The sequence below is a fragment of the uncultured Granulicatella sp. genome, from assembly GCF_963516875.1.
Classification (GTDB): domain Bacteria; phylum Bacillota; class Bacilli; order Lactobacillales; family Aerococcaceae; genus Granulicatella.
The window spans coordinates 22,543-38,672 of sequence record NZ_CAUQCL010000005.1 but is presented as its reverse complement, the minus strand read 5'-3'; the positions used below and the strand labels follow the sequence as shown (position 1 = coordinate 38,672).

General features: G+C 33.2%; 15 protein-coding genes. 2 read left to right on the top strand and 13 right to left on the bottom strand.

All coding sequences use genetic code 11. From position 1 onward, the window contains the following. Positions 1–11: 11 nt before the first annotated feature. The 6 genes from thrB to RWM24_RS03520 all read right to left on the bottom strand — a co-directional run bounded on the left by thrB (position 12) and on the right by RWM24_RS03520 (position 5,729). Positions 12–902 carry a homoserine kinase gene (gene thrB / locus RWM24_RS03545; protein ID WP_314111615.1) on the bottom strand — a complete coding sequence of 297 codons (891 nt, stop codon included), beginning with the start codon at positions 900–902 and terminating at the stop codon, positions 12–14. A gap of 2 nt (positions 903–904) precedes the next feature. Then, positions 905–2,125 (bottom strand): homoserine dehydrogenase, encoded by a 1,221-nt coding sequence (locus tag RWM24_RS03540; RefSeq protein ID WP_314111612.1) that lies wholly within the window; start codon positions 2,123–2,125, stop codon positions 905–907. 84 nt (positions 2,126–2,209) lie between these two features. Next, complete coding sequence (locus tag RWM24_RS03535; protein ID WP_006703055.1) at positions 2,210–2,440, bottom strand: YkuJ family protein; 231 nt, start codon at positions 2,438–2,440, stop codon at positions 2,210–2,212. A 98-nt stretch (positions 2,441–2,538) separates the two neighbouring features. Beyond that, entirely contained in the window at positions 2,539–3,411 is an 873-nt protein-coding gene (locus tag RWM24_RS03530) for an NAD(P)-dependent oxidoreductase (protein ID WP_314111609.1), read from the bottom strand. Beyond that, positions 3,408–4,634, bottom strand: coding sequence for a glycosyltransferase family 4 protein (locus tag RWM24_RS03525; protein WP_314111606.1), 1,227 nt, complete (start codon positions 4,632–4,634; stop codon positions 3,408–3,410). Before RWM24_RS03525 ends, RWM24_RS03530 begins: the two co-directional genes overlap by 4 nt. Before the next feature lie 486 nt (positions 4,635–5,120). Then, positions 5,121–5,729 carry a superoxide dismutase gene (locus RWM24_RS03520; protein ID WP_314111604.1) on the bottom strand — a complete coding sequence of 203 codons (609 nt, stop codon included), beginning with the start codon at positions 5,727–5,729 and terminating at the stop codon, positions 5,121–5,123. A gap of 199 nt (positions 5,730–5,928) precedes the next feature. Between RWM24_RS03520 and RWM24_RS03515 the strand changes: the two genes are divergently transcribed. After that, positions 5,929–7,260 carry a DEAD/DEAH box helicase gene (locus RWM24_RS03515; protein ID WP_314111601.1) on the top strand — a complete coding sequence of 444 codons (1,332 nt, stop codon included), beginning with the start codon at positions 5,929–5,931 and terminating at the stop codon, positions 7,258–7,260. Positions 7,261–7,298: 38 nt separating this feature from the next. Here the strand turns inward: RWM24_RS03515 and RWM24_RS03510 are convergent, their stop codons facing one another. Continuing rightward, a complete protein-coding gene (locus tag RWM24_RS03510; RefSeq protein ID WP_314111598.1) occupies positions 7,299–8,087 on the bottom strand; it encodes a DUF1189 family protein in 789 nt (262 codons plus the stop codon). Positions 8,088–8,278: 191 nt separating this feature from the next. On the opposite strand from RWM24_RS03510, the gene zwf reads away from it, so the two are divergent. After that, positions 8,279–9,739 carry a glucose-6-phosphate dehydrogenase gene (gene zwf / locus RWM24_RS03505; RefSeq protein ID WP_314111595.1) on the top strand — a complete coding sequence of 487 codons (1,461 nt, stop codon included), beginning with the start codon at positions 8,279–8,281 and terminating at the stop codon, positions 9,737–9,739. Between the two features lie 292 nt (positions 9,740–10,031). Here zwf and pepF read toward each other — a convergent pair whose 3' ends face one another. From pepF to RWM24_RS03475, 6 genes are all read right to left on the bottom strand, one after another. Further along, positions 10,032–11,819, bottom strand: coding sequence for an oligoendopeptidase F (pepF, locus tag RWM24_RS03500; protein ID WP_314111592.1), 1,788 nt, complete (start codon positions 11,817–11,819; stop codon positions 10,032–10,034). Positions 11,820–11,956: 137 nt separating this feature from the next. Beyond that, positions 11,957–12,157, bottom strand: a complete 201-nt coding sequence (locus tag RWM24_RS03495; protein ID WP_006703068.1) for a cold-shock protein — start codon at positions 12,155–12,157, stop codon at positions 11,957–11,959. A gap of 240 nt (positions 12,158–12,397) precedes the next feature. Beyond that, positions 12,398–12,679, bottom strand: a complete 282-nt coding sequence (locus RWM24_RS03490) for a hypothetical protein (protein ID WP_314111589.1) — start codon at positions 12,677–12,679, stop codon at positions 12,398–12,400. 52 nt (positions 12,680–12,731) lie between these two features. Continuing rightward, positions 12,732–14,279: a ClC family H(+)/Cl(-) exchange transporter gene (locus tag RWM24_RS03485; protein WP_314111586.1), complete on the bottom strand. Its 1,548-nt coding sequence runs from the start codon at positions 14,277–14,279 to the stop codon at positions 12,732–12,734. Positions 14,280–14,416: 137 nt separating this feature from the next. Then, positions 14,417–15,202: an ATP-binding cassette domain-containing protein gene (locus RWM24_RS03480; protein ID WP_314111584.1), complete on the bottom strand. Its 786-nt coding sequence runs from the start codon at positions 15,200–15,202 to the stop codon at positions 14,417–14,419. 10 nt (positions 15,203–15,212) lie between these two features. Continuing rightward, a complete protein-coding gene (locus RWM24_RS03475; protein ID WP_314111581.1) occupies positions 15,213–16,103 on the bottom strand; it encodes an ABC transporter permease subunit in 891 nt (296 codons plus the stop codon). Between the last annotated feature and the right edge of the window lie 27 nt (positions 16,104–16,130).

Sequence of the window (16,130 nt, the reverse complement as noted above, 5' to 3'; positions counted from 1 at the left end):
TCCTCTATCTATTATATTTTTTCAACTCGAACGCCTACTTGATCGACGGTTAATACTTGAATTTTATATTTCCCTAATTTTTTCGGTAATTGTTCTTGTAAATAATGGGCAATACTTGGTGCATTTTCTTTTGAAGATAACACCATTACAGTTGGACCCGCTCCACTTAAGTACGTACCAATCGCTGCTTTTTCTTTTGCAAGTTTACGTACTGGTGTTAAAAATGGAATTAATGTTTCACGATAAGGTTCATGGAATAAATCTTTTTCTACGATTCTAGAAACATTTTCCCAATCTTCTTGCCATAGTGCTGCAACTAATACATTCGAACGGCTGCTCGCTTGTACTGCCTGAGAATAAACAAATTCACTAGGAAGAACTTGTCTACTTGCTTTTGTTGATAGTTCAAAATCTGGAATTAACGCAATCCCTTGAATATCTGAGTGAATTTCCTTTTGTAAATAATCTACTTCTTGACTTTCTTCATCGTAAGTTGCAACAACTAATCCACCTAAAATAGCAGGAGCTACATTATCTGGATGCCCTTCTAATTTAGTTGCCCACTCGACTTTTTGTTGCGGTGTTAAGTTTAAATTAGCTAATTGATTCGCTAATTCGATTCCTGCAACAATTGCACTAGAGCTACTTCCTAATCCTCTTGTCATTGGAATATCACTTTCACACACTAAATGATGAGGTTGTAATGTTGGGCAAACTGCTAAAGCTGTCTCAATGATTAAATTCTCTTCATTTGTTGGTACTGCTTCTCCAAATGGATGTTCAATTTTCCATTCACTACTAGGTTCTACAACTGTTAATATTAAATATAAATCAACCGCAATCCCAATGGAATCGAATCCTAGACCAATATTGGCAGTTGTTGCGGGTACAATAATTTTCATTTTTATGCCTCCAATACTGGATAGATTCTAACAGCTTTTACGCCATCTACTTGTTGATATGCTGACACTTTTTCTTCTAACTCAGCTTCTGAAATTTGAGTGAATCGTGTTAATACTGCTTGATTTGGTAACACAACACCGTCAAATTCTTCTGGTTTACTTGTTTCAATGACAACAACATAATCTTTTAATGGAGCTGTCGTTGTATGAATTTTCGTTGCTTGCGTTAATGGTTCAAATGGAACTACTTTAGCGTTACGATTTTGTTGTGTCGCAATCATCATGACATCAGCTACTACACTTGTTGCAGTTGGGTGTGAACCTGCTCCTTTTCCGTATAATAAAATTTCTCCTAAAGCATCACCTGTTACAGAAATGGCATTATTTTCATAAGCAACTTGAGCTAACAAGTGGTTTAAACTTACAAAATAAGGACGTACTTCTAAGTATACTTCTTCACCATTTGCGACAACACTTGCTAATAATTTGATTGTGTAACCTGCAAGTTTAGCTAATTGTAAATCTGTTTTAGTTACTTGTGTAATTCCTTTTTTAGGAATTGCATCGAATGAAACATTTGTTCCATATGCTAATCTTGTTAAAATAATTAATTTATAAGTAGCATCATAACCTTCTACATCACTTGTTGGATCTGCTTCTGCAAATCCTTTTTCTTGAGCCACTTTTAGAACTTCTTCATAAGACAATCCTTGTTGACTCATAGAAGTTAAAATAAAGTTCGTTGTTCCATTGACAATTCCGTAAATTGATTCTACTTCATTGCTTGCAACATGTTCTACTAATGGACGTAATACAGGAATTCCGCCCCCAACACTTGCTTCATAATATAAATACACATTATTTTCTATAGCAATTTGAGATAATTCAACACCATGTTTTGCTAATAAATCTTTATTCGCTGTTACTACATGTTTTCCTGATTCTAAAGCTTTCTTCACACAATTAAAAGCAAAATCCACTCCACCTAAAACTTCAACAACAATTGAGATTTCTTCATCATTTAAAATATAATCTACATCCGAAGTAAATGTAATTCCTGGAATTTTATCGGCAAATAATTCGGGTTCTTTTACAAGAGCTTTTTCAATTTGTAATGAAACTCCTGTTTTCTTTTCAATTGATGCTTGATTTTTGGTTAAAATATGATAGACTCCACTACCAACCGTTCCAAATCCTAATAATCCAATCTTTTCTACTTTCATCGTAATCCCCACTTTATCTTTATGTATAAATATTGAAAAACCACAGCACACATTTTATAGGCGCCGTGGTTTATCACAAAGTCATTAATCTTGTAATAGTTCAAAAATTTCAATTGCGACTAAATCGATATCATCAAATTGGAATGTTTGTTTTGTCTCACAATCTTCTAACTCAAAGCTATCTGCTTCTTGATTAAATGTCACAACACATTTTTCAACACCATCTTTTTCAAAACGACGAATTTCAATATCCGTGCTTTGATCCGCCATTGTTTGTAGACGTTGCACAATTGCAACTAGTTGTGAAGGTTTCATGTTGCTTTACCCCTTTCAGCTTTCTTAATTTCTATTCTACCATAAAACTTTTTTAGATTATATGAAAATCCCTTTAAAAATCATACTTTTTTATAAATTTATTCAGGAAGTGTCCAATATAAATGAATAAGTGCTTGTGTTCCTAAATCACCATAACCATCATCACAAACTGTTTCATATAGTTTTCTTGCTTGTAAAGTTGCTGGTAAAAACAATCCCATTCTTTCAGCTTCTTCCACTGCAATTCGTAAGTCTTTTAAGAAATGTTTTGCAAAAAAACCTGGACTATAATCTTTCTTCAAAATTCTTGGTCCGTAATTTGACAATGACCAGTTAGCTGCACTTCCAGCTCCGACTGTTTGAAGAACTTTTTCTAAATCTAATTCTGCAGCTTTTGCGTACACTAACATTTCAACTAAGCCTGTCATTGTACCAGCAATCATAATTTGATTCGCCATTTTAGTATGTTGACCAGCTCCATTTATTCCTTGTAACGTAACTGTTTTTGAAAAAGTCTCTAAAATTGGACGCACAGTTTCTAAAACAGACTCCTTACCTCCAACCATTGTAGATAAAGTTCCATTTTTTGCTCCTAAATCACCACCAGAAACGGGAGCATCTAAGGCATCACAGGAAAGTTTTTCAGCTTCTTCTGCAATCTTCTTCGCTAAAGAAGGCGTACTTGTTGTCAAATCAATCAGTACCATCCCCTCTTGTAATCCCTGAAAAATCCCTTGTTCACCAAAGTAAACTTCTTCAACATCTGTTGGATATCCTACAATCGTTAGCACGACATCAGACTGACTTGCTACTTCTTTTGGAGTATCCGCCCATGTAGCTCCGGCATCGATAACTGCTTGTGCCTTTTCTTTTGTTCGATTATATACTGTAACTGGATAACCAGCGTTTAATAAGTGCTTCACTATAGAAGAACCCATTACACCCGTTCCAATAAAACCTATTTTTTTCATTCTTCATCCTCCTTATCATCATCATAGATTTTGAAGAAATTCATCTTCTCTAACCAAGTTTTTGTATTTTCTTTATCATGTTGATAATTACTAATTGCATCTTGATAAAATGCTTCTACTCTTTTAGCAAAAGTAACAGAAGAAATCTCTTCTAATAATTGATTTTGTAATTCTTGAACTTGATGAGAAGATTGATCGCTACATTCTAAATATGCTAACACTCTAGAAGCAATATCCTCATCTCTTTCAAACAACATTCCTAATTCTGGTTTAGTAATAAATTGTTGTAAATAATCATTTTTCTTCGCAATCACTGGAATTTTATTCACTAATGCTTCTAAATAAGTTAACCCTTGACTTTCTGACTCAGAAGCATTCACGTATAAATCTGCCATTTGATAATATTGAGACACTTGATGATGCTCCACTTCACCTGCGAACTGTACATAAGGTGTAATCCCTAAACGTTCCACTTGTTTTTCAAGTTCTTCTTTTTCTGGCCCTCCGCCAACAATACAACATTTCACAGTTGAATCTTTTTCTAAAATTTCAGGCATTGCATCTAAAATTACAGCAATATTTTTTTCTTTAGATAAGCGACTTAACGATAATAATACTTTATCTTCTTTTGTATACCCTAACTTTTCACGTAACTCTTCTGCAACTTTTGGATTCATTTCTGGAATCTCAACACCTGTTGGAATCACACGAACTTCCTGAGTCACTCCATAAGATACTAATTTATCTTTTGTCATTTGACTTGGTGCAATCACGCCTCGAGTTTGATTACAAAAGTTTTTAGAAATATATGCCACATGACTTGGTCTTAAAATTTTACCATTTGCAATATAATGAAGATATTTTTCATACATCGTATGATAAGTATGAATGGTCGGAATCCCAAGCATTGCGCCTAAAATTTTTCCAAGTAGTCCTAAACTAAATTCTGTTTGAGTATGAATAATATCTAATTCATATTCTTGAGAAACTTTATAAGCTTCAATAAATCCTTGAACAGCAATTCTTCTTTCTTTAAATGAAAACAATGGAATACTTCCCAAGCGAACGATATTCCACTCAGGCATCGTAGCATTTGGATCGGTTGTTGTAAAAATAATAACCGTATGTCCAAGACGTTCTAATTCTTCTTTTAACACTCGAACAGACGTAGCAACACCACTGACTTGAGGGAAATAGGTGTCTGTAAAAATCCCTACTCGCATAAGTTCCTCCTTAAATCTATTTTTTATCTTTTAATGATTTCAAATAACTTTACACGTATCTCTATTATATACGATAGTCCAATATCTGTCACGAAGTACAAGAAAAAACCATTTTTAAAAGAATAAGATGATTAAATGTTAGTATCCCCACTACTATTCCAAATCAATATTTTACCCCTCACTTTGACCATCACTTTGAACCTCACTTTAACCATCATAATTACGATTAAATCATGAAACCTCGAATCTCATATGACACAAACCAAAGACTTCCCATAGTAGCTAAAGTAATAAAAGCCGATTTAGCTTTTATTACGGGAAAAATCGAGACCAAGGCTCGATTTTTAGCAATGAAACCGAAGGTTTGCTTGCGTCCCTAGCTACTATACCCAGGGAAGTCTATATAAAAAATAAAAACACTAAAAAAACTCTCCAAGCTTCCCCACTGGAATCTCAAAGAGTTAACAAATCAAAATTTCTTAAAAATTATTTTGCAGCTTCATAACGACGAGCTACTTCATTCCAATCAACTACATTCCAAAATGCTGCAATGTAATCAGGACGACGGTTTTGATAGTTTAAGTAATAAGCATGTTCCCAAACATCTAATCCTAAAATTGGAGTTTTACCATCTGTTAATGGGTTATCTTGGTTTGGAGTAGAAACAACTTCTAATTCACCATTTGAAACAACTAACCAAGCCCAACCAGAACCGAAACGAGTTGCTGCAGCTTGAGCAAAAGCTTGTTTAAACGCATCAAATCCACCGAATTTTTTATCAATTGCATCTGCTAATTCGCCAGTAGGTTGACCTCCACCATTTGGTGAAATTACTGTCCAGAATAAGCTATGGTTTGCATGTCCACCACCATTGTTACGAACAGCACCACGAATATCTTCTGGTACAGATGCTAAATCTGCTACTAATTCTTCCACGCTTTTTTCGAATAAAGCAGGGTGTTTTTCTACTGCTGCGTTTAAGTTTGTTACATAAGTGTTGTGATGTCTGTCATGGTGGATTTCCATTGTCAAAGCATCCACATGAGGTTCTAATGCAGAAAACTCATACGCTAATTTTGGTAATTCAAAAGTCATAATTGATTCCTCCTAAAATAGTACAGTTTTAATTACTGTTTGATATTTTAAGAATACCACTCTTTAATATGAAAACGCAATTTTTTTGCTTGCTTTTTTTAAGATTTTCCTTCTTATTATTCGTTCTCTTTTTAAAATCATCGAAAACTATGGTATAATAACAACGCTTCAAAATAGATTATAGAAAAGAGATGAATCCATGAAATTTACAGATTATCAATTACAACCATTTTTACAAACGGCATTAGAAAAATTATCATTTTCTACTCCAACTAAAATTCAAGAAAAAATTATTCCACTACTATTAAAAGGAGAATCTGTGATTGGGCAATCCCAAACAGGAAGTGGAAAAAGTCATAGCTTCTTACTACCACTGATTCATAAAATTGATCCAGATAAACAAGAATTACAATTAGTCATTACTGTTCCAAGTCGTGAATTAGCAGAACAACTAGTTCGAGTAACTGCTCAATTAATTGAAGAAGCTCCTACTCCTATTCTGTTAGAAAAATGTGTCGGTGGTACTGACAAACTTCGTCAAGTTCAAAAATTACAACAAACTGCCCCTCATATTGTCATCGGAACTCCAGGAAGAATTTTTGATTTAATGCGAGAAAATGCTCTACTTGTTCAAACGGCAACAATGATGGTTGTTGACGAAGCTGATATGACATTTGATTTAGGATTTTTAGAAACCGTCGATGAAATTGCTTCAAGAATGCCGAAAGATTTACAAATGTCCGTATTTTCTGCAACGATTCCAGATAAAATTAAACCATTCCTTAAAAAATATCTTGGAAATCCAAAAATTATTCATGTAGAAAATAAACAATTAGTTTCACCAACGATTACGAATCAATTATTAGTGACGAAAACACAAAATCCATTAGAAGTATTATTTGAATTGATTACACTAGGACATCCATACTTAATGTTAATTTTCGTAAATACAAAACAAAAAGCGGATGAAGTTACAGCATTTTTACGTGAGAAAAATTTAAAAGTAGCAACGATTCATGGAGACATTCCTGCTCGTGAACGTCGTCGTGTGATGAAGCAAATTCAACAAATGGAATATCAATATGTTGTAGCAACAGATTTAGCAGCTCGTGGTATTGATATTGAAGGTGTTTCTCATGTAATTAACTTAGAAATTCCTAGTGAATTAGAATTTTTCATTCACCGTGTTGGTCGTACTGGTCGAAATGGCTTAGCTGGACAAGCAATTACTTTCTACACTCCTAACCAAGAACAAGCCATCCAAACGCTTGAAGCTAAAGGAATTTCTTTTGAAACATTGGAATTAAAAAATGGCGAATTAGTGGAAAGTTATGACCGTTCTCGTCGTGAAAAAAGAAAAAATACCCAAAGTTCTGACTTAGATCCTCGCTTAAAAGGAATGATTAAAAAAGCTAAAAAAAATGTCAAGCCTGGATACAAGAAAAAACTAACTCATGAAATTAAACAAAAACAAAGAATTGAACGAAAAAAACAAAATCGTCAATCAGCTAGAAAGAAAAATAGTAAATAAAGACTAAAAAACTGGAGAACCAAAATTCTCCAGTTTTTTTATGATGGTCGATTGTTTTTTAAAAATTCTCGAATTCCTATCACCCAATTAAAAGTTGTTGCTAAAAAGATAAATTGTCCTGGTCCAATAAATTGAATCCCTAGTAAATCAATCATCGTATAAATCAATACAGGTAAAACAGCTGCTCCTAAAACTACTTGCCATCCAATTGGTTTAGGGAATCGAATAAACACTTTCATAAATAATACAGCTATTAGTTTTACGAAGAAAGAAACAATCCATAAAATAACAAATAAATATACCGAATTAAAAAGAAAATACAGAACAAAAACAATGAGTAAACTTAACCAACTCATTTGTTGGAAAGTCATTGCAATATCTTTGAAAAATGATTTATTCATCGTTTCTAACTGACTCAACTCAAGTTTTTGATGATTGATATTCGTTTCTAAATAAAATCCATCTTTTAATAGGGCAAATACAGGAATTGTAGCAGATGTTTCATTCAACAAATCTTCACTCGTTGTCTTCCCACTTTCATCAAAGACAAATATTAGACTATCTGTTTTATACACAAAGCCTTTATTTTTCTCTTGGGTTGTTAATTGATGATTTTTCACTTCAAATTCTGGTAATTGATGACTAATTTCTACTAAATCCTTCCCTAAAGAATGAAATAATGCAGCCATTTGAATCATCCCTGGCAACATCAATAATAGGGTTAATAAGAAAAATACACGTTTTGACGATTTCATTGGTTTCTCAATAATTTTCCATAATTGATTTGGGTTGAAAATTGTTAATCCCAAAAACTCTTTAAATGTCATTTGATACACTCCTAAAAATTGAACTGTTATATTTAATCTAACATATTTTACTTCCTTCTTGCAAGAAATGCCCTTTCTATCAACTTTATCTTTGCTCTTCAAAATTTAAATTTATTTTCAGATTAATTATTAGACATTTTCCATTTTATATTTTACACTGGAAAAGAAATCTGAACTAGGAGGCATTCATTATGCAAGAACAAAAAGTATTGATTACTTTTTTTGGTGCTACAGGTGATTTAGCAAGTCGTAAATTATACCCAGCACTATTTCGTTTATTTCAAAAAGGATTTATCCGCAATCATTTTGCGGTCATTGGTACAGCTCGTCGTGAATGGACGGATGAACATTTTCGTGAAGTTGTTGTAAAATCTGTTCAAAGTTTAACAGAAGATGTCACTCAAGCAGAAGAATTCGCTAATCACTTCTACTATCAAGCACATAATGTAACAGATACTCATCATTATGTTGTCTTAAAAGAATTATCAGAAAAATTAGACCAACAATATGGTATTGAAGGAAACAGAATTTTCTACTTAGCAATGGCTCCTTCATTTTTCGGAACCATTACTCAACATTTAAAAAACGAAGCTTTATTAACAGAAAATGGCTATAATCGTTTAATTATTGAAAAACCATTCGGGAAAGATTATGCATCTGCTCAAATTTTAAATGAACAACTACGTCATTCTTTTGATGAAAATCAAATTTATCGTATCGACCACTATTTAGGAAAAGAAATGATTCAAAACATTACTGCTGTTCGTTTTGCAAATCGTGTATTTGAAACAATGTGGAATCGCAATCACATTGACAATGTTCAAATTACATTAGCTGAACAAGTTGGAGTTGAGGAACGTGGTGGTTATTATGAAACAAGTGGCGCTTTACGAGATATGGTTCAAAACCATATTTTACAAATTTTAGCATTAGTCGCTATGGAGCCACCTCAATCATTTGAAGCAGTTCGTCAAAATAAAATTAATGTATTAGAACAATTACGTCACTATTCTCCTGAAGAAGTTTCCAAAAATTTTGTACGAGGTCAATATGGTCCTTCTTTAGATGGTAACTTACCTGGGTACCGTCAAGATCAAAATGTTTCGGATGATTCTAATATGGAAACTTATGTGGCTGGTAAAGTCTTTATCGATAATGAACGTTGGAAAGATGTTCCATTTTATGTTCGTACAGGTAAGAACTTAGATTCTAAAACAACTGTGATTGATATTGTGTTTAAAGAAGCAGATTCTCCACTATTCGAAAACGAAACAAAAGGAAAATGCCCTTCAAATCGAATTTCTATTCATATTACTCCTAAAGAAGGCTTCTGCTTTGTTATCAATTCAAAAGCTGTTGGAAATTCATACGGATTACAAACAAGTCATTTAGAAAAAATCTTTGATAAGAATTTTGGTTTAAATAGTCCAGAAGCTTATGAACGTTTAATTTTAGACTGTATGGAAGGCGATATGACGAACTTCACGCATTGGGAAGAAGTTGCTGCATCATGGAAATTTGTGGATCGTATTCGTCAAGCATGGGATAATGAAACATCTGTACAATTCCCTAATTATCCTGCAGGTTCATCTGGACCACAAGAAAGTTTTGACTTATTAGCTCAAGACGGACGTTGTTGGATACAAAAATAGACATGACAAAAAGAGTTAGAGGAAAATCCCCTAACTCTTTTTTAGTTGTTCAAATGTAGTGCCGGAGTACGAGCAAGAGACCGCAGAGCTGCTACCGTTCTAGTACTACCTCAGTCAAGTATATTTTTTTAACGCCCTCTCGTATGGTCACGTAAAGAACGAATGACTTGACGCCGTAGTACGAGCAATAGAATCTGTAGCTCAGATTCTATTGCAGGAAAAGTTGAGACCTTAGGCTCAACTTTTAGGCAAGAGACTCACACAGTGAGGCTACTGGCGTCCTAGTACTACCTTAGTCAAGTCTATTCGTTAAAGAAATTAATTCTTTTACATATTCTCCAATTGTCTCAATTGTATTTCTTAATGGCTCATCCGTAGAAACATCTACTCCTGCAGCCTTAGCAAGCTCTTCTGCAGTTTTAGAACCACCCATTTTAAGAACTTCTACCCATTCAGCTGCTTTATCCGGATCCTCTTCAATCATTTTAGCAACTTGAGTTCCGATGGTTAACCCAGCAGAATAAGTATAAGAATATAATCCCATATAATAATGTGGCTGTCTCATCCAAGTTAACTCTGCGCCCTCTGTTAACACAACAGAATCTCCCCAAAATTGTTCCAATGTTTGGCGATAAATTTGATTCAATGTTTCTGCATCTAAATTTTTACCTTCATCGACTAATCGATACACTTCTCTTTGATAATGAGCTTCTAATAAATGTGTCACAAAATTATGGTAATAAGTTTTACCAATAATTTGCGAAATAATCCAACGTTTCATTCTAGCATCTGTTGCATTTTGTAATAAATAATTCTCCACTAGTAACTCATTAGCAGTCGATGGCGCTTCAACAAAATACATAGATGGTCTAGATAATTGAATATTTTGATGTTGATGCGCTAATTGGAAATGTCCAGCATGTCCTAATTCATGTGCTAATGTCATTACATCATTCATACCTTCTGTAAAGAACATTAAAATAAATGAATTTGCCCCATATGGTGACGCACAAAATGCTCCTGTACGTTTTCCAATCGTTTCAGCATAATCAATCCATCTCTCATCAAATGCTCTCTTCATAATAGAAAGATAAGATTCCCCTAAAGGTTTTAACCCATCTAAAATATAAGCTTTCGCTTCTTCGTAGCTTACTTTTGGTGCAAAATGAGGATCTACTTCTAATTTTAAATCTTCATAACGTACTTCATCTAACTGATAAATTTTTCCAATTAATTGAGCATAGCTTCTCATAATCGGTGCTAAATGTTCCATAATTAAATCAATTTGACGATTATATAATTCTCTAGAAACTTTTTGGCGATCTAATAAATAATCAATGACTGAATCGAATCCTCTTAAAGTCGCCATTGTTTTTTCTTTTTGAACTTGAGCATTATAAGCTGAAGCTGTACTATGTTCATATTTACGTAATGTATTTGAAAATACTTCAAAAGCTTTTCTTCTGACACTTGTATCTTCATCTGACTCTAAGCGTTTTTCAAAACTATTGTACGTCATTTCAAATTCTTTTCCATCAACTTCAAAATTAGGGAATTGAATATCTTTGAATTTAATATCATTGTAATTTTGATAAGGGAAATCCAATGTATTTCCTAATGCTGCTAAGACTGATTCTACTTCTTTAGATAATAGATGTTGTTTATCTTCTAATAATCTTTCCAGATAAATTTTATTTTCTGGATTTTGTGAAGCCTCTGCTAATAAATCTTCCTCTAATTGACTTAATTCTGGAAAGAAGAAACTTAATGTTGCATCGCATTCTGCTACTACTTTTCTTGTTTGTGCTAAACGATTTTGTGCTTCTCTGTCTTTAGTATTCGCATTTACTGCTAAACTTGCATATTGAACAATTTTTCCACGTAATTCTAAAATTTCACGATAATCTGCCAAACTTTGATGAATCGCATCTACAGTGTTGATTTGATTTTCAAATGTTTTACAGAAATTTTCTACCAATTGTTTATAGAATTCAATAGACTTTTTATAATCCTCTTCTGTTTTGAATAATAATGTTAAATCCCATGTTTGTTCTACTGGAACTTCTGTTCTTTCTTTCATGTTACCACCTCTTTATAGAATAGTCCTATTTTAGACCGAATTAGAAGACCTGTCAAAAAAATAATTCCAGCAATTTGCTTATGAAACAAAAAAAATAGAGGCTAGGAAATTCCTAACCTCTTTCTTAATTGATAAAATTATAATTTTACAACATTAGCTGCTTGAGGACCACGTGCGCCTTCTTCAACTTCGAATTCAACAGCTTGGCCTTCGTCTAATGATTTGTAACCTTCAGATTGGATAGCTGAGAAGTGTACGAATACGTCACTTCCGTCTTCGCGCTCAATAAATCCAAAACCTTTTTCTGCGTTAAACCATTTTACTTTACCTTGTTCCATGAACATTTTCCTCCTTGTGCCATCAGCACGGTTATTCATATTTCTGCCTGTGGTTCAAAAAGGAGTTCTTACAACCCATTTATATCCCTAACAAAAACACTACGGTCAGTATAGCATAATTGTAAGCCTTTTACAAGCCTATTTCCGAACAAATTTAGAAAACCTCTCTATTAATTCCTTAATAAAATAATGAAAAGAGTGAAAAAATACGAAAAATTTTCACTCTTTTCATTAAAAATGTTATGGTTTTTCTGACAATAATTTGATTTTCTGCTCCAATTGTTCAATCTTCTGATCTTGCTGTTGTATATGATCTTTTAACTGAATGAACTCTTCTCGATAAGCTTCAATTGGTGTTTTTGTACGTTTAGAGACCATATTAAATAAATATACAACTCCAAATAATACAATAATGATGATGAATAAATAAAGCCAACTTGTATTTTTACGTGAATATTTTGCAAATGAATCCCCAAATTCTTTTAGATCATCACTTTGTGGATTTAGGTTATGTTTTGTCATTTCCTTCTATCCCCCTTCATTTCCATTTATCATAGGAAGTATACCATAAAGTTTAAGAAAACGGTAATTCCTTGGATAATTGTGTCATTGTTTCAAATCTTTCTCCTACTACTCCTTCATCACAAACTACTATTAAAATATCACCCGGTCGCAAGATAGTATCACCTCTTGTAATTTCTTCTTTTGCTCCTCTTCTTACAGTTGCAATCACAATATCTTTTGGCCATGGAATATCTCGAATCATTTTTCCAACTAATGGACTTTCCACCATTATTGGTACTTCAAAAGTTGTTCGTTTCCCTTTTGTTTCATGCGGATGTTCAGAGTCTAAACGTTCTGCTAAAATTTCATATATTGGACCCATCTTCATATAATCAGCAACAATATAAGCGGTCAACGTACAGATTCCCAGTGGCATTAATTGATTTAATCCTCCAACCATTTCTGTTACAAGTAATAAAGCTGTTAATGGAGCTTTCCCTATTGCTGCAAAATAACCCGCCATTGCAAAAAAAACAAAACTCACTCGTAAACTAGGATCTACTCCAAAAAATTGAATTAATACTTCTGCATAAACTAAACCTAGTAGTGCCCCAAGCGAAAGAATCGGTAAGAAAATCCCCCCTGGTAACCCTGTACCGTACGAAAGCATAGAATAAAATAAGCGAAGAATAAATAAAAATGCTAAAAATTGAACCGTATGATTTTCTTGAAGCAATTCTAAAATCATTTCCCCGCCTCCACCTAATACATGTGGATTCCATAATCCTAATGGGATAATCGCTATAAAAGCAACAATACAATAATAATAATTAGGGATAAATGGGAAAAATTTCCCATAAATTGCCGGTAATTGCAAAGTATAATGATGATAAATCCACCCAAATAATCCTAAAATAATTCCTAATAAAATAACATAACCATAATGATTCATTGGAAAGATTTGATTATTTCCTAAATTTAATGAAGGACGTGCTCCAAAAATATTTAATGATACGAAATTCGAAACGATAGCAGCTGTTAATGTTGTTAAAGCGACTAATGGACTAAATGTATGATGAACTTCTTCTAACACAAACATTAATCCTGCTATTGGAGCATTAAAAGCTGCAGCTAACCCAGCTCCCGCACCACTAGAAATAAAAATATTTTTTTGAACTCGATTACTTTTTAACCCTTCAGCTACTCCTTGAGCAACAGAAGCTCCTAATTGAATGGAAGGCCCTTCTCTTCCTAGTAATAATCCTGACCCAATCGAAATAGATCCTGCCACAAATTTTTTCCAACAGACAGACCACCAATTCATGTCCATCTTCCCTTGTAATTGTAGTTCTACTTGAGGAATCCCGCTTCCTTTAATATCTGGGTCACTTTTAACAATTTGTCCTAAAATGACAGCCATAACCATAGAAAATATTAACCATACTGGAATCCATTGAGGAGCTTCTTGTAAATAAGAATAAACTATCACGACTCCTTCTAATGTTTTCCCAAGAAATAAGCGGAATAAACTCACCGTTGTTCCAACAAGTATTCCAATAACAGCACCTATTGCAATATAACTGCTCTTTCCAAATTGTTTACTATTAAACAATTCCACTTTAAAACATCCTTTCGCTCTCTAATTATTATCATTATACCAAATTCCATTAGAATAAAAACTGCAAATCTAAAATGAAGATAAATTTCTATGCAAAAAAAGACAGACACTTGTTACGACTGTCTGCCTTTCTATTATTAAGCTTCTTGATTGAAATCTGCTTCATCTAATTCTGCCATCAATTGGTATAATTTTTCTTCTGTTAGTGCATCTTTTTCTTCTTTTTCAAAAACTCGAATAATTTTTCCACGATGCATCATCATTAAACGGTTTCCATATCTTAAAGCATCTGATAAATTATGCGTAATCATTAAAGCAGTTAACTGTTTTTCTTCAATAATTTCCTTTGTTAATTGCATAATTTTTCTTTGTGTTTTTGGATCTAATGCAGCAGTATGTTCATCTAGTAATAATAATTCAGGAGTTCGTAATGTTGCCATTAATAATGAAACTGCCTGTCTTTGCCCACCAGATAATAATCCAATTTCTGCATCTAATCGTTCTTCTAATCCTAATTGTAAAGGAGTTAATAATGCTTTAAATTGTTCTAATTCTTCAGCTGTATAGCCTTTTTTCAATCCACGTTTTAATCCTCTTCTTAAAGCTAACGAAAGATTTTCAGCAACGGTCATACGAGGCGCTGTTCCTTGCAATGGATTTTGGTAAACACGACTAATATATTTTGCTCGTTCGTATTCTGCTGTTTGTTCAACTGCTGCATCTCCCATATAAATATGTCCTTTATCTAATGGGAAACTTCCTGAAATGGCATTTAAAAAGGTTGATTTCCCTGCACCATTTCCTCCAACAATTGTAATAAAATCCCCTTTATGAATTGTTAGATTAATATCGATTAATGCATCATGACTTCTATTTGTATTTGGGTAAAATGTTTTATGAACATTTTCAATTCTAATATCCATCTTCTACCTCCTATTGTACACTTTTACGATGACTAATTTTATAAATCGCTTGTTTAATTTGTGGAATTGTTAAGCAAATAGCAATTAATGCTGCAGATAATAATTTGAAATCATTTGGATCAAAAATATTTAATCGTAAAATCGATGCTTGTAATAAACGATAAATAATCGAACCAAAAATAATACATACTAATCTTCCTACGAATGATTCATCCGCAAAAATCACTTCTCCAATAATAATCGCTGCTAACGCAATAACAATAGTTCCTAAACCGGAGTTCACATCTGCATAACCATTATTTTGGGCTAAAACAGCTCCCGCCATTGCAATTAACGCATTCGACATCATTAAGCCGAATACCGTCATTTGACTTGTATTAATTCCAAGAGAAATCGCCATTTTTTCATTATCCCCTGTAGCAATTAATGCTTGCCCAATTTCAGTTGCAAAAAAGACATACATCGCTACGATTAGAATCCCGACAAATACAATTCCGATTAAAATAATATCAAAATACTTCGGTAACTCCATTCCCTCTAAAAAACTAAAAATCGTTTTATAATTTAATAAGGATAAATTCGGGCGACCCATAATTCTTAAATTCACGGATAATAAACCTGTCATTGTTAAAATTCCAGCTAATAAGCTAGGTAATTTACAAACGGTAATTAAAAATCCTGTGACATATCCTGCTAACGCTCCAACAAACATGGCAATGAATGTAGCTAAAAGTGGATGTACCCCGTGTTGAATACACATCACACAAGTGGCTGCCCCTAATGGGAAGCTTCCCTCTGTTGTCATATCTGCAATATTTAAAATTCGAAAACTAATAAATAAACCTAATGATAAAATCCCCCAAAGTATCCCTTGAGAAATTGCTGAGATTACTAAATCCATATTTCCCTTCCTTTTCTATAAAATCTA

What these genes read in the sequence shown, in the direction of transcription:
- thrB (WP_314111615.1), bottom strand. Translation starts at nt 902, where the DNA reads ATGAAAATTATTGTACCCGCAACAACTGCCAATATTGGTCTAGGATTC.
- RWM24_RS03540 (WP_314111612.1), bottom strand. Translation starts at nt 2,125, where the DNA reads ATGAAAGTAGAAAAGATTGGATTATTAGGATTTGGAACGGTTGGTAGT.
- RWM24_RS03535 (WP_006703055.1), bottom strand. Translation starts at nt 2,440, where the DNA reads ATGAAACCTTCACAACTAGTTGCAATTGTGCAACGTCTACAAACAATG.
- RWM24_RS03530 (WP_314111609.1), bottom strand. Translation starts at nt 3,411, where the DNA reads ATGAAAAAAATAGGTTTTATTGGAACGGGTGTAATGGGTTCTTCTATA.
- RWM24_RS03525 (WP_314111606.1), bottom strand. Translation starts at nt 4,634, where the DNA reads ATGCGAGTAGGGATTTTTACAGACACCTATTTCCCTCAAGTCAGTGGT.
- RWM24_RS03520 (WP_314111604.1), bottom strand. Translation starts at nt 5,729, where the DNA reads ATGACTTTTGAATTACCAAAATTAGCGTATGAGTTTTCTGCATTAGAA.
- RWM24_RS03515 (WP_314111601.1), top strand. Translation starts at nt 5,929, where the DNA reads ATGAAATTTACAGATTATCAATTACAACCATTTTTACAAACGGCATTA.
- RWM24_RS03510 (WP_314111598.1), bottom strand. Translation starts at nt 8,087, where the DNA reads ATGACATTTAAAGAGTTTTTGGGATTAACAATTTTCAACCCAAATCAA.
- zwf (WP_314111595.1), top strand. Translation starts at nt 8,279, where the DNA reads ATGCAAGAACAAAAAGTATTGATTACTTTTTTTGGTGCTACAGGTGAT.
- pepF (WP_314111592.1), bottom strand. Translation starts at nt 11,819, where the DNA reads ATGAAAGAAAGAACAGAAGTTCCAGTAGAACAAACATGGGATTTAACA.
- RWM24_RS03495 (WP_006703068.1), bottom strand. Translation starts at nt 12,157, where the DNA reads ATGGAACAAGGTAAAGTAAAATGGTTTAACGCAGAAAAAGGTTTTGGA.
- RWM24_RS03490 (WP_314111589.1), bottom strand. Translation starts at nt 12,679, where the DNA reads ATGACAAAACATAACCTAAATCCACAAAGTGATGATCTAAAAGAATTT.
- RWM24_RS03480 (WP_314111584.1), bottom strand. Translation starts at nt 15,202, where the DNA reads ATGGATATTAGAATTGAAAATGTTCATAAAACATTTTACCCAAATACA.
- RWM24_RS03475 (WP_314111581.1), bottom strand. Translation starts at nt 16,103, where the DNA reads ATGGATTTAGTAATCTCAGCAATTTCTCAAGGGATACTTTGGGGGATT.